At 69.3% G+C, this 24,217-nt stretch carries 22 protein-coding genes and 1 pseudogene (1 of these 23 only partly in view); 13 read left to right on the top strand and 10 right to left on the bottom strand.

Annotation, left to right across the window (positions count from 1 at the left end; all coding sequences use genetic code 11):
- Positions 1-388, bottom strand: the start of a protein-coding gene (gene tyrS, locus DWG18_RS12475; RefSeq protein WP_115647489.1) for a tyrosine--tRNA ligase. 821 nt of this gene lie to the left of the window's left edge; 388 of the gene's 1,209 nt are visible here — the first part of the coding sequence; its start codon is at positions 386-388; the stop codon falls past the left edge of the window.
- A gap of 185 nt (positions 389-573) precedes the next feature.
- Between tyrS and DWG18_RS12480 the strand changes: the two genes are divergently transcribed.
- Positions 574-2,004 (top strand): M23 family metallopeptidase, encoded by a 1,431-nt coding sequence (locus DWG18_RS12480; protein WP_115647490.1) that lies wholly within the window; start codon positions 574-576, stop codon positions 2,002-2,004.
- A 1-nt stretch (position 2,005) separates the two neighbouring features.
- Positions 2,006-3,151, top strand: a complete 1,146-nt coding sequence (locus DWG18_RS12485) for an anhydro-N-acetylmuramic acid kinase (RefSeq protein WP_115647491.1) — start codon at positions 2,006-2,008, stop codon at positions 3,149-3,151.
- Here the strand turns inward: DWG18_RS12485 and DWG18_RS12490 are convergent.
- Positions 3,139-4,440 carry an MFS transporter gene (locus tag DWG18_RS12490; RefSeq protein ID WP_240318526.1) on the bottom strand — a complete coding sequence of 434 codons (1,302 nt, stop codon included), beginning with the start codon at positions 4,438-4,440 and terminating at the stop codon, positions 3,139-3,141. The genes DWG18_RS12485 and DWG18_RS12490 overlap by 13 nt on opposite strands.
- Positions 4,437-5,258, bottom strand: a complete 822-nt coding sequence (locus DWG18_RS12495; RefSeq protein WP_115647492.1) for an exodeoxyribonuclease III — start codon at positions 5,256-5,258, stop codon at positions 4,437-4,439. Before DWG18_RS12495 ends, DWG18_RS12490 begins: the two co-directional genes overlap by 4 nt.
- 83 nt (positions 5,259-5,341) lie before the next feature.
- On the opposite strand from DWG18_RS12495, the gene pyrE reads away from it, so the two are divergent.
- On the top strand, positions 5,342-5,992 hold the full coding sequence (gene pyrE, locus DWG18_RS12500; protein ID WP_115647493.1) for an orotate phosphoribosyltransferase: 651 nt from the start codon (positions 5,342-5,344) through the stop codon (positions 5,990-5,992).
- Between the two features lie 59 nt (positions 5,993-6,051).
- Positions 6,052-6,705, top strand: coding sequence for a hypothetical protein (locus DWG18_RS12505; protein ID WP_115647494.1), 654 nt, complete (start codon positions 6,052-6,054; stop codon positions 6,703-6,705).
- A 184-nt stretch (positions 6,706-6,889) separates the two neighbouring features.
- Here DWG18_RS12505 and DWG18_RS12510 read toward each other — a convergent pair whose 3' ends face one another.
- The 4 genes and pseudogenes from DWG18_RS12510 to coaBC all read right to left on the bottom strand — a co-directional run bounded on the left by DWG18_RS12510 (position 6,890) and on the right by coaBC (position 11,246).
- Positions 6,890-7,243 (bottom strand): DUF3147 family protein, encoded by a 354-nt coding sequence (locus DWG18_RS12510; RefSeq protein WP_115647495.1) that lies wholly within the window; start codon positions 7,241-7,243, stop codon positions 6,890-6,892.
- Complete coding sequence (locus DWG18_RS12515; protein WP_115647496.1) at positions 7,243-9,543, bottom strand: phosphomannomutase/phosphoglucomutase; 2,301 nt, start codon at positions 9,541-9,543, stop codon at positions 7,243-7,245. Before DWG18_RS12515 ends, DWG18_RS12510 begins: the two co-directional genes overlap by 1 nt.
- 34 nt (positions 9,544-9,577) lie before the next feature.
- Positions 9,578-10,039, bottom strand: coding sequence for a dUTP diphosphatase (gene dut, locus DWG18_RS12520; protein ID WP_115647497.1), 462 nt, complete (start codon positions 10,037-10,039; stop codon positions 9,578-9,580).
- A pseudogene (gene coaBC / locus DWG18_RS12525) lies at positions 10,036-11,246 on the bottom strand (bifunctional phosphopantothenoylcysteine decarboxylase/phosphopantothenate--cysteine ligase CoaBC). Before coaBC ends, dut begins: the two are co-directional and overlap by 4 nt.
- Positions 11,247-11,358: 112 nt before the next feature.
- Between coaBC and radC the strand changes: the two are divergent.
- The 4 genes from radC to DWG18_RS12545 all read left to right on the top strand — a co-directional run bounded on the left by radC (position 11,359) and on the right by DWG18_RS12545 (position 15,566).
- Entirely contained in the window at positions 11,359-12,033 is a 675-nt protein-coding gene (gene radC / locus DWG18_RS12530) for a DNA repair protein RadC (RefSeq protein WP_115647498.1), read from the top strand.
- 168 nt (positions 12,034-12,201) lie between these two features.
- Complete coding sequence (argS, locus tag DWG18_RS12535; protein ID WP_115647499.1) at positions 12,202-13,890, top strand: arginine--tRNA ligase; 1,689 nt, start codon at positions 12,202-12,204, stop codon at positions 13,888-13,890.
- Positions 13,890-14,690 (top strand): SPOR domain-containing protein, encoded by an 801-nt coding sequence (locus tag DWG18_RS12540; RefSeq protein WP_115647500.1) that lies wholly within the window; start codon positions 13,890-13,892, stop codon positions 14,688-14,690. Before argS ends, DWG18_RS12540 begins: the two co-directional genes overlap by 1 nt.
- 468 nt (positions 14,691-15,158) lie before the next feature.
- Entirely contained in the window at positions 15,159-15,566 is a 408-nt protein-coding gene (locus DWG18_RS12545; RefSeq protein ID WP_115647501.1) for a hypothetical protein, read from the top strand.
- Here the strand turns inward: DWG18_RS12545 and DWG18_RS12550 are convergent.
- Both DWG18_RS12550 and speA read right to left on the bottom strand, forming a co-directional pair.
- The gene (locus DWG18_RS12550) at positions 15,558-16,415 is read right to left on the bottom strand and encodes an NAD(P)-dependent oxidoreductase (RefSeq protein WP_115647502.1); all 858 of its coding nucleotides are present in this window, start codon (positions 16,413-16,415) and stop codon (positions 15,558-15,560) included. The two genes, DWG18_RS12545 and DWG18_RS12550, sit on opposite strands and share 9 nt — an antisense overlap.
- A gap of 20 nt (positions 16,416-16,435) precedes the next feature.
- Positions 16,436-18,325: an arginine decarboxylase gene (speA, locus tag DWG18_RS12555; protein WP_115648177.1), complete on the bottom strand. Its 1,890-nt coding sequence runs from the start codon at positions 18,323-18,325 to the stop codon at positions 16,436-16,438.
- A gap of 178 nt (positions 18,326-18,503) precedes the next feature.
- Here speA and DWG18_RS12560 point away from each other — a divergent pair, with 178 nt between their 5' ends.
- The 3 genes from DWG18_RS12560 to DWG18_RS12570 all read left to right on the top strand — a co-directional run bounded on the left by DWG18_RS12560 (position 18,504) and on the right by DWG18_RS12570 (position 23,218).
- Positions 18,504-20,372, top strand: coding sequence for a GGDEF domain-containing protein (locus DWG18_RS12560; protein ID WP_115647503.1), 1,869 nt, complete (start codon positions 18,504-18,506; stop codon positions 20,370-20,372).
- Between the two features lie 69 nt (positions 20,373-20,441).
- The gene (speE, locus tag DWG18_RS12565; protein ID WP_115648178.1) at positions 20,442-21,290 is read left to right on the top strand and encodes a polyamine aminopropyltransferase; all 849 of its coding nucleotides are present in this window, start codon (positions 20,442-20,444) and stop codon (positions 21,288-21,290) included.
- Positions 21,291-21,343: 53 nt separating this feature from the next.
- Entirely contained in the window at positions 21,344-23,218 is a 1,875-nt protein-coding gene (locus tag DWG18_RS12570; RefSeq protein WP_115647504.1) for a tetratricopeptide repeat-containing diguanylate cyclase, read from the top strand.
- Positions 23,219-23,228: 10 nt separating this feature from the next.
- Here the strand turns inward: DWG18_RS12570 and DWG18_RS12575 are convergent, their stop codons facing one another.
- Entirely contained in the window at positions 23,229-23,567 is a 339-nt protein-coding gene (locus DWG18_RS12575; RefSeq protein WP_036141567.1) for a P-II family nitrogen regulator, read from the bottom strand.
- Positions 23,568-23,663: 96 nt separating this feature from the next.
- Here DWG18_RS12575 and DWG18_RS15435 point away from each other — a divergent pair, with 96 nt between their 5' ends.
- Positions 23,664-23,813, top strand: a complete 150-nt coding sequence (locus tag DWG18_RS15435) for a hypothetical protein (RefSeq protein ID WP_115647505.1) — start codon at positions 23,664-23,666, stop codon at positions 23,811-23,813.
- Positions 23,814-23,935: 122 nt separating this feature from the next.
- Entirely contained in the window at positions 23,936-24,217 is a 282-nt protein-coding gene (locus tag DWG18_RS12585; RefSeq protein WP_115648179.1) for an accessory factor UbiK family protein, read from the top strand.

Genomic DNA, 24,217 nt, shown 5'->3' on the forward strand with positions numbered 1-24,217 from the left:
CCGACATCGCGCCGAACCATTCGCTGTTGAAGCGCACTTCGGTGCGTGCGCGATCGAGCACCTTGAAGACCTGCTCGGCATAGGTCTTGGCATTCGCCTCGACGTCCTCGCGGGTGAGCGGCTTGCGGGTGACGTTCTTGCCGGTCGGGTCGCCGATCATCCCGGTGAAGTCGCCGATCAGGAAGATCACCTGATGGCCGAGATCCTGGAACTGCCGCATCTTGTTGAGCAGCACGGTGTGGCCGAGGTGCAGGTCCGGCGCGGTCGGGTCGAAGCCGGCCTTGATGCGGAGCGGGCGGCCTTCTTCCAGCCGCTTGGCCAGCTCTTCCGGCTTGAGGATCTCTTCCGCGCCGCGGGCGATGAGGTCGAGGGCGTCCTGAATCGACATGGATCGGTCTCACGCAAGATCGCGATTTGCGACCCCGGTCCAGTGAAGGACCGGTGAAAAGTTAAGTGGATGTAAAACGAGCGTTGACGAAAAAAACCATTTACTTCAATGGTTTGACGCACCGATCTCGCGTGTCTATTTTACGGTCGTGATGGGGCCTACACGGCCTCCGGGGAACACGCAGCATGACAGACACCGCCTCGGCGCGCCGCGCGCGCCTGGATGCCCTTCGTGAGGAAACGCTGCACCGTCCGGTGACGGCGCACGAAGGCCACGGCTTCAACGGGCGCTGGTCGCGCCGCCAGTGGGCGCACGCCAGCCTGTTCGCGACCGCCGCGATGCTTGCGGCCGCGATCGTTCCTGGCTTCGACCGTCCGGTCGTCACGCGCGGTCACGCGTCCGCGCCGCGTCATTCGATGGCGCTCGCGCTGCCGCCGCTGCGCCTCGCGCAGGCGCAGGGCGACAGCTGGCAGATGGTGCAGGTCAAGCGCGGCCAGACGCTCGCGTCAATCATGAAGGACCTCGGCATTCCGCAGGCCACGCAGCAACAGCTGCTGGCGCAGTCGGCGGTCAAGAACCAGCTCCTGCGTTCGATGAAGCCGGGCACACAGCTCGCGTTCGACCTGCCCGTCGGCGGCGAACTTCGCGCGTTCCGGTTCGACCAGGACGACGCGCATCGCGTCGAGCTGACCTTCGCCAACGGCGAGGTGAAGCAGAACCTCCTCGTCAGCCCGGCCGAGACGCGCACCGTGGTGCTGTCCGGCAAGGTCGGCAAGTCGCTCTATGCGTCCGCGCGCAAGCTCGGCCTGACCAGCGCGCACGTCAACACGCTGACCGACGACATGTTCAAGTACGACATCGACTTCAATGACGATGTCGGCGCCGACGACCGTTTCAGCGTCGTCGTCGAGCAGACCTGGCGCGACGGCGAGCTCGTTTCGACCGGCCCGGTGTTGGCGGCGACGTTCACCACCGGCGCGACGCTGCATTCGGCGTTCCGCTTCGATCGCAACGGCAAGCCGGAGTACTTCACCGCCGACGGCCGTTCGCTCAAGCGCAGCTTCATCCGCATGCCGATTCCGTATGCGCGCCTGACGTCGGGCTTCGGCAACCGCTTCCACCCGGTGCTGGGCCGCATGCGCATGCACAAGGGCGTCGACTACGCCGCGGGCACCGGCACGCCGATCATGGCGGCGGGCGATGCACGCGTTGCATTCGTGGGCTGGAAGGGCGGCTACGGCCGCGTCGTCGAACTCGACCATGGGCGCGGCTATTCGACGCTGTACGGCCACATGTCGGCGTTCGGCAAGGAACGCGTCGGCCAGCGCATTTCGCAGGGTACGGTGATCGGCTACGTCGGCGCGTCGGGCCTCGCCACCGGGCCGCACCTGCATTACGAATTCAAGGTCAATGGCGCGCAGCGCAATCCGCTGTCGATCACGATGCCGCCGCCGGAACCGCTGAGCGGAGCGACGTTCGTCGCGTTCCGCGCGCAGACCCGCACGGCGCTCGCGCGCATCCGCGAAGTCGAGAACATCATCTACGCGGGCGACGACGAACCGCGGGTCGCAAAAGCGACCACGAAGACGGACGCGAAGACGCGCCGCCGTTCGTGACATGACGACATCGATGCCGGCCGACGGGCTTTACGTCGGCCTCATCTCAGGTACGAGCGCCGACGGCATTGACGCGGCGCTCGTTCGTTTTGGGCCGGACGTTTCCGACACGGGCTGCCGGCTCGAGCACGGCGTCGTGGTGCCGTGGGATGACGCGCTGCGCACGCGACTGGTCGCACTTGGCCAAGGCGGCGATGCGCGTGGGCTGGACGAGATCGGCACGCTCGACGTGCAGGTCGGCGAGGCGTTCGCGCGTGCAGTGCATGAACTGCTGACCGTTGCAGGCGTCGACACGCGCGAGGTCATCGCGATCGGCTCGCACGGGCAGACGATCCGGCACCGCCCCGCGGGCGCGGCCTACGACGGCGTGCATCCGTTTACATGGCAGATCGGCGACGGCAACGTCATTGCGGAACGTTGCGGCATTGCGACCGTCGCGGACTTCCGTCGTCGCGACGTCGCCGCCGGGGGCCAGGGCGCACCGCTGGTGCCGGCGTTCCACGCCGCCATGCTGCATTCGGACGCGGAAGATCGCGCCGTACTGAATCTCGGCGGCATCGCCAACTTCACGTTGTTGCCGCGCGTTGGCGACGTGCGCGGCTTCGACACCGGGCCGGCGAACGCGCTGCTCGATGCGTGGTGCCTGCGCCATCGCGGCGAGGCGTTCGATCGCGACGGCGTGTTCGCGGCGAGCGGGCGTGTCGACGATGCGCTACTCGCGCGGCTGCTCGACGAGCCCTGGTTCACGCTGCCGCCGCCGAAGAGCAGCGGCCGCGAGCAATTCCATCTCGACTGGGTCGATGCGCGCGTGAGCGGAAGTGAGTCCGCCGCGGATGTGCAGGCGACGCTGCTCGAGCTCAGCGCCGCGACGGTTGCGAATGCCTTGCTCGCGCATCAGCCGGACACGCGCCGCGTGCTCGTCTGCGGCGGCGGCGTTCGCAACCCGGCGTTGATCGCACGCATCGCAGCACGCCTTCCGAACTGCACCGTCGAGGCGACGGATGTGCATGGCCTCGATGCGGACTTCGTCGAGGCGATGGCGTTCGCGTGGCTGGCCCGACAGACGCTTTCGCATCTGCCGGGCAACGTGCCCGCGGTCACCGGCGCGCGCGGGTCGCGGGTGCTGGGAACGGTCTATCCGGCCTGAGTGACGGCGGCCTGTGCCTCACGCGCCCGGAACTTCGGCGTCAGCACCGCATACAGCAGCATCGCCGGTGCCAGCGCGAGCACGGTGATGATGAAATACATGCCGTAGCCCGTCGCTTCGGCGATGCCGCCGGCGAAGAAGCCGAGGATCTTGCCCGGCAGGTTCACCAGCGAGCTCAGCAGCGCGTACTGCGTGGCGGTGTGTTCGCGATTCACGAGCGACGACAGGAAAGCGACGGTCGGCGGGCCGAGCATGCCGAGCGTGAGGTTCTCGAACGAGATCACGAACGTCAGCATGCCGAGGTCACCCTTGTGCCCCGGCAGCAGCAGGTACAGCAGGTTGCACATGCCGCAGACGAGCACCATCACACCCAGCGACTTCCACGCGCCGAGCCGCGCCACCATCGCGCCGCCGAGGAACACGCCGACGATGCCGATCCAGATGCCGTAGAGCTTGGTGATCGAGCCGATCTCGGTCTTGGAGAAGCCCATGTCGCGATAGAACGGGCTCATGATGCCGCCGATCGTCGCCTGCTCCGGCACCTTGAACAGCAGGATGAAGGCCAGGATCGTCAGTGCGAGCCCGACGCCGTAGCGACGGAAGAAGTCCACGAAGGGTTCGACGACGGCGACTTCCATCGCGTGCGACCAGCCGTGCGTCTTGACCAACGTGACTTCCGGCTCGCGCGACATGAGGTTCGCAACGATCGGGATCAGCATCGCGGCGGCCATCACGACATAGACGATCGTCCACGCGATGTGGTCGGACATGATCGCGGCGAGCGCCCCGGCGACGACGAGGCCGATGCGGTAGCCCAGCGAGTACGTGGCCACGAGCGCGCCCTGCGCTTCGACCGGGGCGATCTCGATGCGGTAGGCGTCGACCGCGATGTCCTGCGTTGCGCCGAAGAACGCCACGAGCACCGTCGCGAAGATGAAGGCCTGCAGGCGATCGGGCGTGAGCACCGCCATCGCAAGCAGCGCCGCAGTGACGCCGAGCTGGGCGAACAGCAGCCAGCCGCGGCGCCGACCCAGGCGGGCGAAACCAGGCAGTTTCCAGTGATCGAGCAGCGGCGCCCACACGAACTTGAACGTGTAGAGCAGGCCGGCGCTGGCGATCATCGTGATCTCCTTGAGCTCGATGCCCTTGTCCTTGAGCCAGAACGCGAGCGTGCCGGCGACGAGGAGGAAGGGCAGGCCCGAGGAGAAGCCGAAGAAGAACATCGTCCATGCGGCGGGATGCGCGAACGCGCTCCAGACCGAAACCTTCGTCTTCGCAGGCGTGCTCAAGCGGCGTACTCCGGGTAGTCGTAGTCGACGATGTAGGGCGCGTGGTCGGAGAACCGGGGTTCGCGATGCGTTTCGCAGTGGCGGATCGCGTCGCGCAGGTTCGGCGTGACCAGCTGGTAATCGATGCGCCAGCCTACGTTGTTGGCGCGGGCCTGTCCGCGGTTGCTCCACCACGTGTATTCGCCGGATTCATCCGGTTTGACGACGCGGAAGCTGTCGACCCAGCCGCCGTCGTCGGCGCAGGGCGAGCCGTCGCCGTGTTGATCGGCGATGAGCGAATTCAACCAAGCGCGCTCGTGCGGGAGGCAGCCGGTGTTCTTCTGGTTACCGGTCCAGTTGGTGATGTCGCGACGGCTGCGCACGATGTTCCAGTCGCCGCAGACGATGTACTTGCGACCGCTCGCGGCCCATTCGCGCAGGATCGGCGCGAACCAGTCCATGACGTCGATCTTGAAGCCCTGGCGCTCGTCGCCACTGGTGCCGGACGGCACGTAGACGGAGACGACGGAGAGATCGCCGAAGCGCGCTTCGATGTAGCGGCCTTCCTCGTCGAAGTCGACGCGGCCCAGGCCCGTGCGGATCTCGTCGGGTTCGCGCTTGGAATAGATCGCGACGCCGCTGTAGCCCTTCTTCGTCGTCGCATCGCGGAAGTTCGCGTGGTAACCCGGCGGGATCAGCTCGGGCAGGCGCAGCTGGTGCTCCTGCGCCTTGGTCTCCTGCACGCAGAGGATGTCGGCGTCCTTCTCGCGCAGCCAGTCGATGAAGCCCTTCTTGGCGGCGGAACGCCAGCCGTTGGCGTTGAAGCTGATGACGCGCATGCATGACTCGGACTCGGGACCGGCCCCAAGCGTAGCCGCTCGCTGCTTTACGATGCGGGCCTCCGTCGCACGCCGTCACCGTCATGTCCGACCATCGCACCCGCTTCCTCGAACTCGCCCTGCGCGTCGACGCCCTGCGCTTCGGCGAATTCACCCTGAAGTCGGGCCGCGTCAGCCCGTATTTCTTCAACGCGGGCCGCTTCGATTCGGGCGCGGCGCTGGCCGAACTGGCGCGCTGCTATGCGGACGCGGTGGACGCGGCGGGCGTCGACTTCGAACTGCTGTTCGGGCCGGCCTACAAGGGCATTCCGCTAGCGACGGCGCTGGCCTGCGAATTCGCACGCCGCGGCCGCGACCTGCCGGTCGCGTTCAATCGCAAGGAAGCGAAGGATCACGGCGAGGGCGGCCTGCTGATCGGTGCGCCGCTGGACGGCCGGCGCGTGCTGATCGTCGACGACGTGATCACCGCCGGCACTGCGATCCGCGAAGCGCTGGCGCAGATCCGCGCCGCGGGCGGCGTGCCGGCCGGCATCGTGATCGCCCTCGATCGCCAGGAGGCCGTCGACCCGACGCGGTCCCGACGCTCCGCGGCACAAACCGTCGCGGACGAGCAGGGCCTGCCCGTGATTGCCGTGGCGCGCCTGGCCGATCTGCTCGACTTCACCGCCGGCGACGCCGACGCCAGCCGTCGCGAGCGGCTGTTGGCGTATCGCGCAGCCTACGGTTGCGAGTGATCGCTGCTGGCGCGAAAGTTGCATCGAATCCGGTCACCACGACCGACCGACGGCCCTCCATGACCCGTTCCCCGCTGCTCGCTCTCGTCTTCCTCGGCCTGGCTTCGGCCGCGCACGCCCAGACGGCGCCTGCGTCCAAGAAGCTCTACTGCTGGAACGAGGGCGGCCGCAAGGTCTGCGGTGACGCGCTGCCGTCGAGCGCGGTGGACGCGGCGCGCACCGAGATCAACGCGAAAAGCGGCATGGCGACCTCGCAGGTCGGCCGCGCGCTGACGCCCGAAGAGCGTGCGGCCGCCGCCGCGCAGGCCAAGGCCGACGCGGACAACGCCGCAGCGGAAGAGGCCGAGCATCGCCGGCTGATGGCGATGATCGAAACCTTCGCGACCGAAGCGGACCTGCGCAAGGCGTTCGGCGAGCGCGTGTCGCTCAATGCCGACGCGATGAAGACCGCGCGCATGGGCATCGACGGCCTGCGCCAAAGCCTGGTTGCGCTGCTGCAGCGCGCGGGCGAGATGGAGCTCAACAAGAAGCCCGTACCCAAGAAGCTGGCCGGCGACATCCGCGCCCAGCACGATCAGCTGCTGGTGCAGCAGGCCGCGCTGGTCACGTTGCAGTCGCAGGCGGCGACGTTGCAGTCGCAGCTCGAGGACGCGGTTGCGCGCTATCGCGAACTGAAGCCGCAGGCCGCGGTCGCGGCAACGCCGGCCGGGTGATCCCCGCGCGTCGCGTCGCGAAGCGGAACGGATCGGACGACGCCGGGAAGCGCCGAGCGACGGAACGCATCACGCTCGCTTGCGCTGCGAACGACGACCGACGAAACGATCGACCGGGCTTCGGCCGTCGTGCGCGATTCGCGTGAGACCCGGCGGGGCCGTCGGATCCCGCCGCAGGCGCGCATCAAGGCAGCAACTCGATTCCGAATGGCCTCACCGCCCAGGCGGTGAGCGCGAAGCAGGCGATCGTCAGCGCGGCGGACACCGCCAGCGTCGGCCAGAAGCCGAGCCGTGCGAGCAGCCACGGAAACGCGAGGAACATCGGCAGCGTCGGCAGCACGTACCAGAACGTGTAGTACGCATGGTTTGCGAGCTTGGCCTGCGGCTGGCGCTCGAGGTGCAGCCACACCAGCGCGAGCACCGTCACCATCGGCAGCGCGGCGATGAATCCGCCGAGCCGATCGCTGCGCTTCGCCGCTTCCGACACCGCGACGATGATCGCCGCGGTGACGAGGTACTTGATGACCAGCCAGCGCATCAGAACGGCAGCACGAGATCCGGCTGCAGCGCGAGCAGCTGCTCACGGAACGCGTTCTGGATGCGGGCGAGTGCGTCCGCACTGTCCGCATCGAAGCGCATGACGAGAATGGGCGTGGTGTTCGAGGCGCGCACCAGGCCCCAGCCGTCGGCGTAGTCGACGCGCAGGCCATCGATGGTCGACAGGCGTGCACCTTCGAACTTCGCCTCCTCCCGGAAACGGTCGACGAACGCATGCGGATTGCCGTTCGGTGCGTCGACCTTGATCTCCGGCGTCGACACGCCGTTCGGGAGCGCGTTGAGCGTCTCGGTCGGCGTGCGCGACTGCGCGGCGAGGATTTCGAGCAGGCGGGCGGCGGAATAGATGCCGTCGTCGAAGCCGTACCAGCGTTCCTTGAAGAAGAAGTGGCCGCTCATCTCGCCCGCCAGTTCCGCATCGGTTTCGCGCATCTTCGCCTTGATCAGCGAGTGGCCCGTCTTCCACATCAGCGGCGAACCGCCGTGACGCAGGATGTGGCCCGGCAGGCGGCCGGTGCACTTCACGTCGAACAGGATCACCGCGCCCGGATTACGCTCGAGCACGTCGGCCGCGAACATCATCAGCAGACGATCCGGGAAGATGTTCTGGCCGTCGCGCGTGATCACGCCGAGGCGGTCGCCGTCACCGTCGAAGGCGATGCCGAGGTCGGCATCGAGGCGCTCGACCATCTGGATCAGGTCGACGAGGTTGTGCGGCTCGCTCGGATCCGGGTGATGGTTCGGGAACGTGCCGTCGATCTCGCAGTGCAGCGGGATGACTTCCGCGCCGATCGCCTCGAGCACGCGCGGGCCGATCTCACCGGCGGCGCCGTTGCCGGCATCGACGACGACCTTGAGCGGACGGTCGATCTGGATATCGGCGGCGATGCGCTGGACGTAGTCCTCGCCGATGTCCTGCGCTTCGAGGTTGCCCGGCGTCGGCGCGGTGTGCAGGCGGTCATCGGCGATGCGCGCGTACAGGTCCATGATCGCGTCGCCCGACAGCGTCTCGCCGCCGACCACGATCTTGAAGCCGTTGTAGTCCGGCGGATTGTGCGAGCCGGTGATCGACACGCAGGAACCCGCACGCAGGTGGTACGCGCCGAAGTAGGTGACCGGCGTCGGCACCACGCCGATGTCCAGCACGTTGCGTCCGGCGCGGCGCAGGCCGGTGATCAGGCCTTCGGCCATCGCCGGGCCGGACAGGCGACCATCGCGGCCGACGACGATGTCGCGCAGGCCCTGCTCCTGCATCACGGTGCCGATCGCCTGGCCGATCAGCTCGGCGATGCCGGCATCGAGGCTCTGGCCCACCACGCCGCGAATGTCGTAGGCGCGGAAGATGCCGCGATCGAGCGCGAGCGACTGCTTCACCGCTTCGGGCTTCTCGGCGGAGACCGGCAGCGGTTCGGTGGGGCGCGTGACGTCGGCGAGCGTCGGCGATTCGTCGTGCTCGACGACGGCTCCGGTCGCGCGCCGCGCAAGCAGCTTGGGCAGCATCACGACGAAGACGGCGAGCAACACGAACACAAGCGCGACGATCGCGCAGCCGATCGAGCCGAGGCCGAGCGGGCCGCCGGCGACGTCCGGCACCGCGGCGGCGACGCGCAGATCGCTGCCGGAAATCTTTTCCGCCATCGCTTCGGCGCTACCGGACAGGTTGCCGTCGCCCTTCTCGGCGAGGTTGGCGCTGCCCTGACGCAGCGCCAGGTAGCTGTCTTCACCGATATCGGCATTGCTCACCGCCTCGGCAAGCGCGCTCATGGGCAGACGCACCAGCGCGACCGCGGGCACCTTGCCGGCGTCGACCGGCGCGGCCAGCGCGATGAACGCGTTGGCGCCGTCGCGCATCGCCCACGCGATCGGCTTGCCGGCGGTGACCGCGGCTTCGAGCGCGGCGACATGACCGTAGCCCGGCCCCTTGTTGCCGGGCGTGCCCAGCGTGTCGTACAGGCCGTCGAGCGTGGCCGGCCGGACCTCACCGCCGCTCGCGCCCTTCCAGCCCGCGGTGAGCTGTTCGGCGGCGCGGTCGAACTGGCCGTTCTTGAGCGCGTCCTGCACGCCGGGGCTCGCGAGCTGGCTGGCGAAGCGCTTCTGCGCGCCGTCGAGCATGGACTGCGCCGCCTGCACGACGGTGTCGCGCGCGGCCTGCACGTCGGAATGGCGGGCCTCGTCGCGCCATTGCGCCCAGGCGTTGAAGCCGAACCAGCCCGCCAGCAACAACGCGAACCCCGCGAGCAGCGGAATCAACGTCTTGAGGCGGTCGACCTGGGCATTGGACATCGCGATTACTCCCCTGCTCGTCGCAGTCTGTTGTTCAGCGCACGCCGGTGTGGCCGAAGCCACCGGCACCGCGTGCACTCGTTTCGAATTCTTCGACCACCTGGAACGTCGCACGCACGATCGGCAGCACGACGAGCTGGGCGATGCGGTCACCGGCCTCGATCGTAAAAGCCGCATCGCCGCGGTTCCAGACGCTCACCATCAGCGGACCCTGGTAGTCCGCGTCGATCAGGCCCGTGCCGTTGCCGAGCACGATGCCGTGTTTATGCCCGAGCCCCGAGCGCGGCAGGATCACGGCGCACAGCGCCGGATCGGCGATGTGGATCGACAGGCCCGTCGGCACGAGGTGCGTTTCGCGCGGCGCGATCGTCAGCGGCGTTTCCAGCGCGGCACGCAGGTCGACGCCGGCGCTGGCGGTGGTGGCGTATTCGGGGAGCGGCCACGTGCCGCCGTAGCGCGCGTCGAGCAGGCGGACTTCGATGGTGCGTTCGGTCATGCGAGGCGGGCCTCGATCAGGTCGAGTAGGCCGTTCGCGATGTCGGACTTCGCGCCGGGGCCGAGCGTGGTCGCCGCGTCCGCGTCGTACACGACCAACGTGTTCTCGTCGCTTTCGAAACCGCTGCCTTCCACGCCGACGCGGTTCGCGGCGATCAGGTCGAGCTTCTTCGCGACGAGCTTGCCGCGCGCATAGGTTTCGACATCGTGCGTCTCCGCGGCGAAACCGACGACCAGGTGCGGGCGCTTCGGATGCGACGCGACCTCCGCGAGGATGTCGCGCGTGCGCACCAGCTGCAGCGTGAGCGTGTCCTGCCCGGGCTGCTTCTTGAGCTTGTTCGGCGAGATCGAGACCGGCGTGTAATCCGCGACGGCCGCTGCGCCGATGTAGACGTCGCACGGCAGCGCGGCGGTGACTGCGGCATGCATCTGCGCGGCGCTGCGCACGTCGATGCGGGTGACGTTCGGCGGCGTCGCAAGATGCACGGGGCCGGCGATCAGCACGACGTCGGCGCCGCGCGCGGCCGCAGCGGTCGCCACGGCGAAGCCCATCTTTCCGCTGCTGCGGTTGCCGAGGAAACGCACCGGATCGAGGTCCTCGAACGTCGGCCCGGCGCTGACCACGACGCGGCGCCCCGCGAGCGCGCTCATGCGGCCTCGCCCGACAAGGCGCGCACGATCGCCATCGGCTCGACCATGCGGCCTTCGCCGATCTCGCCGCAGGCTTGGTCGCCGGCGTCGGGGCCGATGACCAGCACGCCGCGGTCGCGCAGCGTCGCGACGTTCGCCTGCGTGGCGGCGTTCGCCCACATCACGCGGTTCATCGCGGGGGCGACGGCGATCGGTGCTTCGGTCGCGAGGCACAGGGTCGTGACCAGATCGTCCGCGAAACCGTGCGCGAGCTTGGCCATCGTGTTCGCGGTGGCCGGCGCGACGACGACGACGCTCGCCCAGCGCGCAAGTTCGATGTGGCCCATCGCGGCTTCGGCCTGTTCGTCCCACAGTGACGTGCGCACCGGCTGGCCGGACAGCGCCTGGAAGGTGGTCGCGCCGACGAAACGCTGCGCGTTCTCGGTCATCGCCACGCGCACCTCGGCACCGGCGTCGCGCAGGCGACGCACCAGCTCGGCGGCCTTGTAGGCGGCGATGCCGCCGGTCACGCAGAGCAGGATGCGGTGGCCGGAAAGCGCGGTCACGGGGCGGAAAATTCCGACGGAGAAGGCGGTCGACAGCTTACCCGAACGGCCGCAATCGCCCGATCCGCCGCGTGCCGGGTGTCACGGTGCAATGACCGTCCCATCGACGTCCACGGAGGGACGCATGCACATCCGCGACTGGCCGGCCGCCGAGCGACCGCGCGAAAAGCTGCTCGCGCGCGGCGCGGGTGCGCTGTCGGACGCCGAACTCCTCGCACTGTTCCTCGGCTCCGGACTGCGCGGGCAGGACGCGGTGGCGACGGCGCGCGGGCTGCTGTCGGAGCACGGCCCGCTGCGGAAACTGCTGGAGCGGTCGCCCAACGAGCTCGCGGAGCTGCGCGGCGTCGGCCCGGCCCGCGCGTGCACACTGGCTGCTGCTCTGGAGATCGGCCAGCGCGTGCTTGCCGCCGACCTCGAACGCGGCGACGCCCTGAAGGATCCGCCCACCGCCGGACGCCTGTTCGCCCAGCGCCTGCGCCCGTTTGACCACGAAGTGTTCGCGGTGATGTTCCTCGACGTCCGCCATCGCATGCTGGCGTTCGAGGAGATGTTCCACGGCACGCTGGACGGCGCGGACGTGCATACCCGCGACGTCGCCCGCCGCGCGCTCGCCCACAACGCCGCGGCGGTGATCGTCGGCCACAACCATCCGAGCGGGAATCCGGAGCCCAGCGCCGCCGATCGCGTGGTCACCGCGCGCCTCAAGCAGGCGCTGGCGCTGGTCGATGTCCGGCTGCTCGACCATTTCGTCGTCGGCGATGGGCCGGCGGTGTCGATGGCGGCTCGGGGGTGGGTGTAGCGGTGCGGCCATGGTCGGCTGCGGCACCGGTGGAACGGCATTGGCGTCTGTCCGCCGTCGCCATGCGGTGCCGAGGCGCCCCCGTTGCCCCGGGCGTGACCGGCGACGGACCCGGCCGCTCGGCGCGACCGTACAATGCCGCCCCCGTCCCGCAGTCCCGGACCGACCGTGAAATCCACGCTCCGCGCCCTCGTCGAGCAGGCCATCGACGCCCTGCGCGCCGCCGGCACGCTCCCTGCCGATGCACCTTCGCCCGACTTCGTCATCGAGCGGCCGAAGAACCGTGCGCAGGGCGACTTCTCGACCAACGCGGCGATGCTGCTGGCCAAGCCGGCCAAGTCGAACCCGCGCGCAATCGCGCAGGCGCTGGTCGACGCACTGCCGACGAACGATGCGATCGCGTCGGTCGAAATTGCCGGTCCCGGTTTCATCAACTTCCGCGTCGCCGAAGGCGCGTGGCGCTCGACGCTGCGCGACGTCGCCACGCAGGGCACGCAATTCGGTCGCAACAACAGCGGCAACGGCCGCCGCGCGGGCGTCGAATACGTGTCGGCGAACCCGACCGGCCCGCTGCACGTCGGCCATGGCCGCGCCGCGGTCATCGGCGACTGCATCGCGCGCGTGCTCGACGCCAACGGCTGGAACGTGGCGCGCGAGTTCTACTACAACGACGCCGGCGTGCAGATCCAGAATCTCGCGATCTCGACGCAGGCACGCGCGAAGGGTCGCGGCCCGGACGACGCCGGCTGGCCGGAAGACGGCTACCGCGGCGACTACATCAAGGACGTCGCCGCCGCGTATCTGCGCGGCGATGCGGTCGAGGTCGAAGGCCACACCGTCGTCGGCGCGAAGGATCCCGACGATCTCGACGCGATCCGCGCGTTCGCCGTGGCCTACCTGCGCCGCGAGCAGAACCTCGACCTCGAAGCCTATGGCGTCACCTTCGACGTCTACTTCCTCGAGAGCTCGCTCTATACCGACGGCAAGGTCGAGGAGACCGTGCGCGAACTGATCGCACACGGCCACACGTACGAGGAAGGCGGCGCGCTGTGGCTGCGCAGCACCGACTTCGGCGACGACAAGGACCGCGTGATGCGCAAGTCCGACGGCACGTACACCTACTTCGTGCCGGACGTCGCGTACCACCTGTCGAAGTGGCAGCGCGGCTACCTGCGCGCGATCACCGAACTCGGTGCCGACCACCACGGCTCGCTCGCGCGCGTGAAGGCCGGCCTGCAGGCGCTCGACGCCGGCATTCCGCAGAACTGGCCGGAATACGTGCTGCACCAGATGGTCACCGTGTTGCGCGGCGGCGAGGAAGTGAAGCTCTCCAAGCGCGCCGGCAGCTACCTCACCCTGCGCGACCTGATCGACGAGGTCGGCGCGGACGCCGTGCGCTGGTTCCTGATCGCACGCAAGCCCGATTCGCAGCTCACGTTCGACATCGACCTCGCGCGCAGCCAGTCGATGGACAATCCGGTCTACTACGTGCAGGTCTCGCATGCGCGCATGTGCGGGCTGATGCGTCAGCTCAAGGAGCGTGGACTCGCGTTCGATCTGCAGAACGGCCTCGCGCAACCGCTGGATCTGGACGACGCGACCACGCACGCGCTGGTCGCCGACCTGTCGCGCTACGCCGAAGTCGTCGAAACGGCGGGACGCGATCTCGAACCGCACCAGATCGCGGCCTACCTGCTCGAACTCGCGCAGGCCTTCCAGTCGTATTACAACGAGCACCAGTTCCTGGTCGACGACGCGAACGTGCGCGATGCGCGCCTCGCGCTGGCTTCAGCCACGCGTCAGGTGATTTCGAATGGACTGGCGCTTTTGGGCGTCTCCGCCCCCGAGGTGATGTGATGGCGCAGAAGCGCGGCAAGACCCAGGCGCGCCGTTCCGGCGGCGGTGGTGGTGGCGGTTCGATGCCCGGCTGGGCGTGGCTGGTGATCGGCGTGGCGATCACGCTGCTGGTCGTGCTCGCGGCGCCGCGCCTCATGCATCGCGACAAGGACGGCTTCTTCCGTCCGACGCCGAATCCCGATGCGCTGCCCAAGCCCGCCGATGGTGACGACGCGGTGGTCGACGATGAAGCCGTCGACGACAAGAACGCGACGCCGAAGGCCGCCACCGCACCGGCCGACGATGCCAAGAAGAAGCAGGACTTCGACTTCTACACGCTGCTGCCGGGCAAGGAAGTGCCGATGACCGACGCCGAGCTCGCCGCGAGCGAGCAGGCGGAGAAGGCGCAAAAGCCCGCGCCGACGGATCCGACACCCGCACCGTCGACGCCCGCTGCAACCGCGACCGCCACGAGCGACACGAAGCCGCTGCCGCCACCGATCGACGAAAGCGCGCCGAAGCCGGCATCGACCGACAGCCATGCAGCGACGGCCCCGAGCGCCGCGACGACGGCTGCGGCACCGGCGGACACGCACTACATCCTGCAGGCCGGCGCGTTCCAGGCCTCCGGCCAGGCGGAAGAACTGAAGGCGAAGATCGCGCTTCTCGGCCTGGGCGCGCGCGTCGAATCCGCGCAGATCAGCGGCAAGACGGTCTATCGCGTGCGCATGGGCCCGTACGGCAGCGCCAGCGAACTCGCCGAAGCCAAGCGCAAACTTGCGAGTGGCGGCCTGTCGGCGATGGCGGTGAAGACGAACTGACGCTCGGCGCCACGGTCGGCGCCCTCAGCCGCACCACGACGCCGCGCCAATGCGCGGCGTCGTGCTTTTCGGCGTGCGTCGCTTCGAGTACTCACCCGTGGGTGGACCGCGGCATCCGCCGGTGGAAATCGCGGTGCATCACGACGCGCGGAGCGATCGAACGCCCCGGAGACGCAGGATGCGCATTGCACTTCCGGCGATCCGACATTGCGGGTCATGCACCTGCCTTGCCAGCACGCGCAATGCGTCGAACATGCAAGGATTGACGACCACACGCGCATCTCAAACCGGTGCGCCGATGTCGCGGTCCCGGTGTCACGCAGCGGCGTCACGATGGCGCTCCAGACCCGCAGCCATACCGAACGCCACGTCTACGTCCGAGGCGATCCCGCCGAATCACGCGCCGTGACGCGCCCCAGCACAACGCGGAACGCCTAGACTCGAACGGCCCTTCCCTGGATGCGCCCAATGCGTTCGATTCCGCCGCCCCGCCGACTCATCGCCTGCGCCGTCGCCCTCGTCGTGCTGGTGGCGCTGACCGGCGCGCTGTTCCTGCTGCATCGCTCGAACGGCGGCTGGTCCACGCCGCTCGGTTCGGTCGAGATCCTGGATCTGCTCGCCGTTGCGATCGCGATGGGCGTCGGCGGCGTGATCGCACGCCAGGGCTTCGGCATCGCCGCGGTCGGGCTGGTGCTCCTGATCGGCATCACCAGTTCGATGGCGGCCTACGGCGGGGCGCCTGCCGTGCACGGCGGCGCGGTGCACTGGCTGCTGCGCAACACCGCACTGCAGCTGGTGTTGTCGGCGATCGTCGCGTGGGGCGCGGCGGTCGCGGGCGAACGCATCGCCGCGCGCCGCCGTACCGGCTCAGCGTGAACGCTTGAGCGCGATCAGCGCGGAGGTGTCGGCGTCGCCGAGGCCGCGCTCGGTGACGAGCTCCGCGTAGTCGGCCAGCGCCTGGTCGATGACCGTGGTGCGGATACCCGTCTGCTGCGCCATACCCTGCACGATGCGCAGGTCCTTGAGCATGTGCGCGTTCTTGAAGCCGGGCGTGAACTCGTCGCGCAGCATGGTCGCGCCGCGCTTGTCGAGGAACCAGTTCGATGCCGCACCGGCCATCAGCGTCGGAATGAGGCGTTCCGGCTCGAGACCCAGCTTCTCCGCGAGCGCGAGACCCTCGCAGACGGCTTCGTTGATGCCCGCGACCAGCACCTGGTTGATCGCTTTGGTCGCCTGGCCCGCGCCCGTGCCGCCCATGTGCGAGATGCGCGCGGCGTAGCTTTCGAGCACCGGACGCGCCTTTTCCAGCACGTCGGCGTCGCCGCCGGCCATCACCGACAGCTTGCCGTTGCGCGCGCCTTCGACGCCGCCCGAAACCGGCGCGTCGATGAAGCCGATGCCGTGCTCCGCGCACATGGCGGCCGCACGGCGTGCGGTGTCGATCGACACCGTCGAATGGTCGATGACGACCGTGCCCGGACGCAGCACGTCCGCCAGACCCGCGACGTTCTCGAGCACGTCCGCGTCCAGCGGCACGCACAGCGCGACGACGTCGCAGTCGGCGAAGTTCGCGGCGTTGCGCGCGGCGCGCACGCCGAGCTCCGCGGCGAGCGCGTCGGCCTTGTCCTGCGTGCGCGTGCCGACGGCCGTGAGCAGGCCGCGCGAATGCACGTGACGCGCCATCGGCGCGCCCATCGCGCCGAGACCGATGAAACCGGTTTTCATTGTTCGTTCCCTGCGCGCCGTCAGTCGAACGGCGCGTCGTCCAGATAGGTGTAGCCGGTGAGGCCCGCTTCGAGTGCCTCGTTGAGCCGCAGTGTTTCGTCGGCGGCGAGCCCGGCGGCCGCGACCTTGTCGCGGTAGGCCTGCCTGAGCTGGGCGATATCGTACCCGACGTAGTCCAGCATCACGTCGATCGTGTCGCCGCGGCGCTGCTGGATGAACTGGAAACCGTCCGCGTCGACATTGACCGCCACGGCATCGGTATCGCCGAACAGGTTGTGGATGTCGCCGAGGATTTCCTGGTACGCGCCGACCAGGAAGAAGCCGAGGCGGTAAACCTCGCCCGGATTCGGCGCGTGCACCGGCATCGACGTGGACAGCGACTCGTTCTCGACGTAGGTGTCGATGCGACCGTCGGAATCGCAGGTGAGGTCGGCAATGACGCCGCGACGCGTCGGCGCCTCGTTCAGGCGCTCGATCGGCGTGATCGGGAACACCTGCTGGATCGCCCACACGTCGGGCATCGACTCGAACACGCTGAAGTTGACGAAGTACTTGTCGACGAGGCGCTCATCGAGTTCGTCGAGCACTTCGCGTTGCGTCTTCTCCATCGGCGACAGGCGTGCGCGCACGCCGTTGAGGATGGCGTAGTAGAGATCGTCGATGCGCGCGCGATGCGTGAGGTCGATCTGGCCGGTCGTGTACGCGTCGAGACCCTCGGCGTGGTAGTGCGTCGCCTCGTGGAACAGCTCGACGGCCGGGCGCGTCTGCAGCTCGGCATGCACGCTGCGCAGGTGTCGGATCACCAGCGGTTCGTCGTCGTGCGCATCCGGCACGCGGCCTTCGGGCGCACGCTCGACTTCCGACACGTTGGTGACGAGCACCGCGTGGTGCGCCGTCATCGCGCGGCCGCATTCGGTGACGATGCGCGGCGGCGTCAGGCCGTGTTCCTCGCACGCATCGGCGAGCGGCTGCACGATGTTGAGTGCGTACTGGCGCACGCCGTAGTTGATCGAGTTGTAGCTGCGCGAGCGGGTGCCTTCGTAATCGATGCCGAGGCCGCCGCCGACGTCCATGTACTGCACCTTCGCGCCGAGGCGCGAGAGCTCGATGAAGTAACGCACCGCCTCGCGCATGCCGTTGGCGATGTCGCGCACGTTGGAGATCTGCGAGCCCATGTGGAAGTGCAGCAGGCCCAGGCAGTCGCCCATGCCGGCGTCGCGCAGGCGCTTCCAGAGATCGAGCACCTGGCGCGGCGAGAGGCCGAACTTGGCCTTGTCGCCGCCGCTGTTCTGCCACTTGCCGGCGCCGAGCGACGCCAGGCGCATGCGCACGCCGAGGCCCGGCTTCACGCCGAGCGCTTCGGCTTCCTCGATGACGAACTGCAGCTCGGACGGCTTCTCGACGACGATGTACGTCTCCAGCCCGAGCTTGCGGCCGATCAGCGCGAGGCGGATGTACTCGCGATCCTTGTAGCCGTTGCAGACGATCAGGCCGCCCGGGCGCGACAGCGCCATCACCGCCATCAGCTCGGGCTTGCTGCCGGCTTCGAGGCCGAAGCCCTCGCCGACGTTCGACGCCAGCGTGCCCGCGACCGACTGGTGCTGGTTGACCTTGATCGGATACACCGCGGTGTAGCCGCCGCCGTACTCGGTCTCGTTGATCGCCCACGCGAATGCGTCCTGCAGCTTGCGCAGGCGGTCGGAGAGGATCTGCGGGAAGCGCACGAGCAACGGCAGCTGCGCGCCGCCCTCGAGTGCGCGGTCCACGGCCTCCGCGAGCGCAATCTGGGGCCCGCCCGCACCCTGCGGGTGCACGCTGATGCGGCCGGCGCCGTCGACGTCGTAATAGCCTTCCGACCAGTACGGGATCGAATAGGTCTTGCGGGCCAGGTCGGTCGACCAGTCGGACATCGGGCGCACCCCAGCGAGGAAGGCGCGCATTCTAGGGCCAGCGGCGTGACCGGTTGCCGATGCCGGTGGGACGCCGGTCGAGCGGCCAAGCGGCCTGCTCCCGCCCTGACGGCGGCTGACGCACAATCGGCACTGGCGCACGGACGGCGCAGCCCTCCGCTACGCTCGACCCTTGCCCGTGCGCCGACCGCTCCTCCCCGCCCTGCTCGCCGCCGCGATGCTCGCCGTCGCGACGGGCGCGCATGCGGCGCCGTCGGCGCTGGAGTTCGACCGGCTGTTCCGGCAGATCGACGACGGCGAGGTGCCGGTCGACGACGACCGCCAGATCGCCCGCGCGCTCGCCGACCTGCGCGCCGCGCTGCCGCCGGGCGACGCCCACAGCGCGCTGCGCTACCGCAGCGCTGTCTGCGACCTCGCGTTCGTCAAGGACACCAAGGCGGAACTGGCCTACGCGCGGGCCGCGCGCGCCGACGCCGAGCGGGCCCATGACCTCGACGCCCGGGCGCGCTTCACCTATTGCGAAGGCTTTGCGCTCGAGACGGCCGATCCCATCGGCGCGCGCCGCGCCTACGACCGCGGCATCGCGCTGTCGACCCAGGCCGAGGACCCGCGCCTGCTCGGCGACGGCTTCACCTATCGCGGCGGCATCGCTTCGCTGCAGGGCGACCACGCCCGCGCGCTGCAGGATTTCCTCGCCGCGCAGGCCGTGTTCGACCGCGCCAAGCTGGCGCGGCGGTCGGAAACCAACCTGCTCAACATCGGCATGGTCTATCGCCGCATGGGTTTGTACCCGCAGGCGATGACCTACCTGCGCGAAACCGAGGCCTACGCGCGCCGCATCGACAGCGTGCCCGACCTCTACGCGGCGCTGATGCAGCAGGGCTACGCCTTCGACGAACAGGAGCGGGGCGCCGAGGCGCTGGCCAGGTTCCGCGAGGCGCTGGCCGTGGCGCAGCGCTCCGACGCCATCGACCGCGGCTACGCACACCTCGGCCTCGCCAACGCGTGGCTGGTCGCCGGCAATCCGACCCGCGCGCTCGGGGCGGTCGGGCTGGCGCGACGCGAGCTGGCGGTCGACGACATCGCCACACACGAGCCCATGCTCGACCAGGCCGAGGGCCGCGCGCTCGCCGCGCTCGGCCGCCACCGCGCCGCCATCGCCGCCTTCGACCATGCGGAGCCGCTGATGCGCGCGCAGGACAGCACGCGCTACCTCGCATTGCTGCACCGCGCGCGCGCGGCCAGCGAGGAAGCCGTGGGCGACCCCGTCGCCGCGTTGGCCGACCTGCGCGCACTCGACGCGCTCGACAAGCGCCTGCAGGCCGCCGCCGACGACCAGAGCGTCGAACTCGGACGTCTCCAGTTCGACGCCTACCGGCGTGCGCGCGAGCACGCCCGCCTCGACCTGGGCCGGCGCGCTCGCGAGCAGCAGATCCGCGCGCTCGAGCGCGAGCGCCCGTGGCGCTGGACGGTGCTCGGGCTCGGCCTGGCGCTGGCCGGCGCGCTGGCCGCCTTCGCCCTGCTGCAGGCGCGCGAATCCAAGCGCCTGCGCGTGCTCGCCCTCACCGATCCGCTGACCGGCATCGCCAACCGCCGCGGCCTGCGCCGCCTCGCCGAGGACGCCTTCGCCAGCGCCCAGGCGGACGGCCGCCCGATCAGCGTCGTCCTGCTCGACCTCGACCACTTCAAGCGCGTGAACGACCAGCACGGGCATGCCATCGGCGACGCCGTGCTGATCCGCGCCAGCCGCGCACTGGCCGAGGTCCTGCGGCCGCAGGACCGCCTCGGCCGCACCGGCGGCGAGGAGTTCGTCGTCATCCTGCCCGGCACCCGCCGCGACGACGCCGCGCGCATGGCCGAGCGGCTGCGCGGCGCGGTCGCCGAGCTGGACATCGACTCGGTGCCCGGGCTGATCGTCCGCACCAGCGCCGGCGTCGCCACGTCCGCGCCGACCGATGACCGCATCGACGACCTGCTCGGCCGCGCCGATGCCGCGCTCTACCGCGCCAAGACGGCCGGCCGCGACCGCGTCATCAGCGCCGACTGAGCGTCGAGGCCGCGTCCGCTACACTCGGGTGTTTGCCGGCGCACGGCCCGGCCCGAGATGCAGAGCACCATGAGCGAACCCACCTGGCAGTACGAGAATTTCGAGCACACCGGCTCGGCGATTGGTTACCGCGTCACGCGCAAGCTCGACGAGGTGCAGAGCCCGTTCCAGAAGATCGAGATCTTCGAGACGACCGACTGGGGCAACCTCATGCTCATCGACGGCGCGGTGATGCTCACCACGCGCGACAACTTCCTCTACCACGAGATGATGTCGCACCCGGCGCTGTTCACGCACCCGAATCCCAAGCGCGTCGTCATCATCGGTGGTGGCGACTGCGGCACGCTGCGCGAAGTGCTCAAGCACAAGGGCGTCGAGTCGGCCACGCAGTGCGACATCGACGAGCAGGTCACGCGCATGGCCGAGAAGTGGTTCCCGGAGCTGTGCGATTCCAACGCCGACAAGCGCGCCGAGCTGCTGTTCGACGACGGCGTCGCCTACATGAAGAACTGCGCGCCGGGCAGCGTCGACATCGTGATCGTCGACTCCACCGATCCAGTCGGCCCCGCCGAAGGCCTGTTCAACAAGGCCTTCTACGAATCCTGCTTCCGCGCGCTGAAGGACGACGGCATCCTCGTCCAGCAGTCCGAGTCGCCGCTCGCGCTGCTCGACCTGATCCGGTCGATGCGCGCGGAGATGGGCAAGGCCGGCTTCGCGTCGTTCAAGACGCTGCCGTTCCCGCAGCCCTGCTACCCCACGGGCTGGTGGAGCTGCACGCTGGCGCGCAAATTGGGCGGGTTCGACTTCCGCGAACAGGCCGCGCGTGACAGCGGTCTCAAGACCAAGTACTACAGCGCCGATATCCATCGTGGGGCATTGGCGACCCCGCCCTTCGTCGCCGAAGCTCTGGACGCCTGAGCCGCGCCGCCTCGGGCCGTCATCGACGCTCCGAGGCGCGCCCAACCCTTCCGATGCCTCGAATCCGCGCGTCGCTCCTCGCCCTGACGCTCGCCGCCCTGACGGCGACGTCGGCGTTTGCGCGGGACGATCGCGCCGCCGCGTTCGACAAGCTCTTCGAGCAGCTCGACAGCAATCGCCTCAATCCCGCCACGCCGGAAGGCATGCAGGCGGAGATCGCGCGCCTGCGCGCGCTCGTGCCGCCGGGCGACCGCCGTCGCGAACTGCTCTACGAATCCACCGCCTGCTTCCAGCCGCCGGAGGACACGCGCGCTGCGCTCGCCTACGCGCAGCGGGGTCTGGCGGCGTCGAAAGCGATGGGCGATGCCGAGCTTGAGGCGCGCTTCCAGATCTGCGAAGCCTCGGTGCAGGACATGCTCGGCGAGGTGCAGACCTCGCTGGCCCTGTACACGCGCGGCATCGAACTCGCGCGCCGCTCCGAGCATCCCGCGCTGGTCGGTGACGGCCTGGTGCTGCGCGGCAACACGTACTCCTACCTGGGCCGTCATGCCGAGTCCCTCATGGACTTCATGGCCGCGCAGCGCCTGTACGACAACTCGCACCAGGCCGAGCGGTCGGAAGGCAACCTGCAGAACATCGCGGTCGCGTACCGGCGGATGGGCGAGTCGGACAAGGCGCGCGAGTATCTCGACCGGAGCCGCGAGATCGCGCGTCGCCACGAGGACTGGTCGAGCCTCGCGGTCATCGCCGTGCAGATGGGCTTTCTCTACCAGGACACGGGCCGCGCCGACCTCGCGCTTCCGCAGTTCGAGGAAGCGGCGCGCATCGCCCGCCAGCGCCTCGACCCGGCGCTGGTGGCCAGCACGCAGCTCGCGCTGTCATCGGCGCAGCTCGAACTCGGCCGCTATGGGCAGGCGCTGTCGACGGTGCAGTCGGCGAAGGCGGGTTTCACCAGCGTCGGCGACCAGAGCAATACCGGCATGATCGCAGTGACGGAGGCGCGCGCGCGCGCCGGGCTCGGCCAGACCGCGCAGGCGCTCGCGCTGTACGCCGAGGCCGAAAAAGTCCTGCAGGCCGACCAGAACGACCGCTATCTGGAAATGATGTATCCGCATCGCGCCGCGCTGTACGAGCGCACCGGCAATGCGGCCGCGGCACTCGGCGACTACAAGCGCTACCTCGCACTGCGCGAGAAGCGCCTGGCCGCGCGCGCCGAACAGCGCACGCTGATGCTGCGCCAGCAGACCGACGCCGCGCAGCGCGACTTCGAGAACCAGCGCCTGCGCACCGAAAAGACCATGCGCGAGCAGGACGTGCAGGCGTTGCTCAAGGCGCGCCGCTGGCAGCGCATCGCGATCGCCCTCGGCGTCGCGCTGATTGCCGTGCTGGGCCTGATCGTCGGCCGCCAGATCGTGCGCACGCGTCGCCTGCGCGTGCTCGCCGCCACCGACGAACTCACCGGCGTCGCCAACCGTCGCCGCATCGAACTCATGGGGGCCGATGCCGTCGCGCAGTCACGCGCCGACGAACGCCCGCTGTGCGTGATCACCTTCGACATCGACGGCTTCAAGGCGATCAACGATGCGCACGGGCATCTGGTGGGCGACCAGGTGATCGCGCGCGTCGCAGAGACGGCACAGCACACGCTGCGGCAGTTCGACGAGATCGGCCGCATGGGCGGCGAGGAATTCGTCGTGCTGCTGCCGGACACCGCGATCGACGCCGCGCGCCAGGTCGCCGAGCGCCTGCGTGCGAATGTCGAAGCGTTGAATTTCCGCGACGTCGCGCCGGAGCTGCGGGTCACGATCAGTGTCGGCGTCACGGCACTCTCGCCGCGCGACGCCGGCCTGAGCGACCTGCTCGCGCGCGCCGACCAGGCGCTCTACCAGGCCAAGGCCGCCGGCCGGAACTGCGTACGGACGACCTGAGGTCGTCGCGTCAGAGCGCGTCGGCGTCCAGCTCGCCGGTGCGGATGCGCACCACGCGCTCGAGATCCCAGACGAAGATCTTGCCGTCACCGATCTTGCCGGTGCCCGCGGCCTTCATGATCGCTTCGACCACCGCGTCGAGCTGGTCATCCGCGACCGCGACCTCGAGCTTGATCTTGGGCAGGAAGTCGACCACGTATTCGGCGCCGCGGTAGAGCTCCGTATGGCCCTTCTGGCGGCCGAAGCCCTTCACCTCGGTGGCGGTGATGCCGGCTACACCGACTTCGGCCAGCGCCTCGCGCACGTCGTCGAGCTTGAACGGCTTGACCACCGCCATGACCATCTTCATCGGCATCCTCCTGTCGCCGCGCAGCATAGCGGGAAGCCGCCGACGCCGCGTTCGCGCGCTTCGCGGCAGGCTGGACCACCCGACCGGAGACCGCACGTGATCCGCAAGCTCAAGTCCGGCGAGTACCGGCTGTACTCGCGCAAGGTCGATCCGAAGACGCACAAGCGCCGCAACCTCGGCACCTTCAGCAGTCGCGCCGCCGCGGAGAAGCACGAGCGCGAGGTGCAGTACTTCAAGCGCCACTGACGAGGCCCACGGCGGGCGGTAAAATGGCGATGTCGGATTTCCCCGACACGCCGCAGCAAGCCGCTCCGACGGCGCCGACCGGCCGCGATCGGCACAGTGCGTGCAACGCCGGAGACCCGACCATGATCGACCTCGATTCGCTCGACGACCTCGCCCGCCGCCTCAGTGCGCTCGTGCCGCCCGGACTCCGCGGCGATTCTGCGAGCGAGCTCCGCACGGAGCTTCAGCAGAACTTCCGCGCGGTGCTGCAGGCGGGCCTGAACCGCCTCGACCTCGTCACCCGCGAGGAATTCGAGGTGCAGCGCGCCGTACTGCTGCGCACCCGCGAAAAGCTCGAGCAACTCGAGCGCACCGTGACCGGCATCGAAACGCAGTCCGGCGCGACCGCCGCACCGCGCCACTGA

The organism is Lysobacter sp. TY2-98, assembly GCF_003367355.1.
Taxonomy (GTDB): Bacteria; Pseudomonadota; Gammaproteobacteria; order Xanthomonadales; family Xanthomonadaceae; genus Cognatilysobacter.

Bases quoted from the DNA above. Each gene is read 5' to 3' on its own strand.
- DWG18_RS12480 (WP_115647490.1), top strand. From the start codon at position 574: ATGACAGACACCGCCTCGGCGCGCCGCGCGCGCCTGGATGCCCTTCGT.
- DWG18_RS12485 (WP_115647491.1), top strand. From the start codon at position 2,006: ATGACGACATCGATGCCGGCCGACGGGCTTTACGTCGGCCTCATCTCA.
- DWG18_RS12495 (WP_115647492.1), bottom strand. From the start codon at position 5,258: ATGCGCGTCATCAGCTTCAACGCCAACGGCTGGCGTTCCGCCGCCAAG.
- pyrE (WP_115647493.1), top strand. From the start codon at position 5,342: ATGTCCGACCATCGCACCCGCTTCCTCGAACTCGCCCTGCGCGTCGAC.
- DWG18_RS12505 (WP_115647494.1), top strand. From the start codon at position 6,052: ATGACCCGTTCCCCGCTGCTCGCTCTCGTCTTCCTCGGCCTGGCTTCG.
- DWG18_RS12510 (WP_115647495.1), bottom strand. From the start codon at position 7,243: ATGCGCTGGCTGGTCATCAAGTACCTCGTCACCGCGGCGATCATCGTC.
- DWG18_RS12515 (WP_115647496.1), bottom strand. From the start codon at position 9,543: ATGTCCAATGCCCAGGTCGACCGCCTCAAGACGTTGATTCCGCTGCTC.
- dut (WP_115647497.1), bottom strand. From the start codon at position 10,039: ATGACCGAACGCACCATCGAAGTCCGCCTGCTCGACGCGCGCTACGGC.
- radC (WP_115647498.1), top strand. From the start codon at position 11,359: ATGCACATCCGCGACTGGCCGGCCGCCGAGCGACCGCGCGAAAAGCTG.
- DWG18_RS12540 (WP_115647500.1), top strand. From the start codon at position 13,890: ATGGCGCAGAAGCGCGGCAAGACCCAGGCGCGCCGTTCCGGCGGCGGT.
- DWG18_RS12545 (WP_115647501.1), top strand. From the start codon at position 15,159: ATGCGTTCGATTCCGCCGCCCCGCCGACTCATCGCCTGCGCCGTCGCC.
- DWG18_RS12550 (WP_115647502.1), bottom strand. From the start codon at position 16,415: ATGAAAACCGGTTTCATCGGTCTCGGCGCGATGGGCGCGCCGATGGCG.
- speA (WP_115648177.1), bottom strand. From the start codon at position 18,325: ATGTCCGACTGGTCGACCGACCTGGCCCGCAAGACCTATTCGATCCCG.
- speE (WP_115648178.1), top strand. From the start codon at position 20,442: ATGAGCGAACCCACCTGGCAGTACGAGAATTTCGAGCACACCGGCTCG.
- DWG18_RS12570 (WP_115647504.1), top strand. From the start codon at position 21,344: ATGCCTCGAATCCGCGCGTCGCTCCTCGCCCTGACGCTCGCCGCCCTG.
- DWG18_RS12575 (WP_036141567.1), bottom strand. From the start codon at position 23,567: ATGAAGATGGTCATGGCGGTGGTCAAGCCGTTCAAGCTCGACGACGTG.
- DWG18_RS12585 (WP_115648179.1), top strand. From the start codon at position 23,936: ATGATCGACCTCGATTCGCTCGACGACCTCGCCCGCCGCCTCAGTGCG.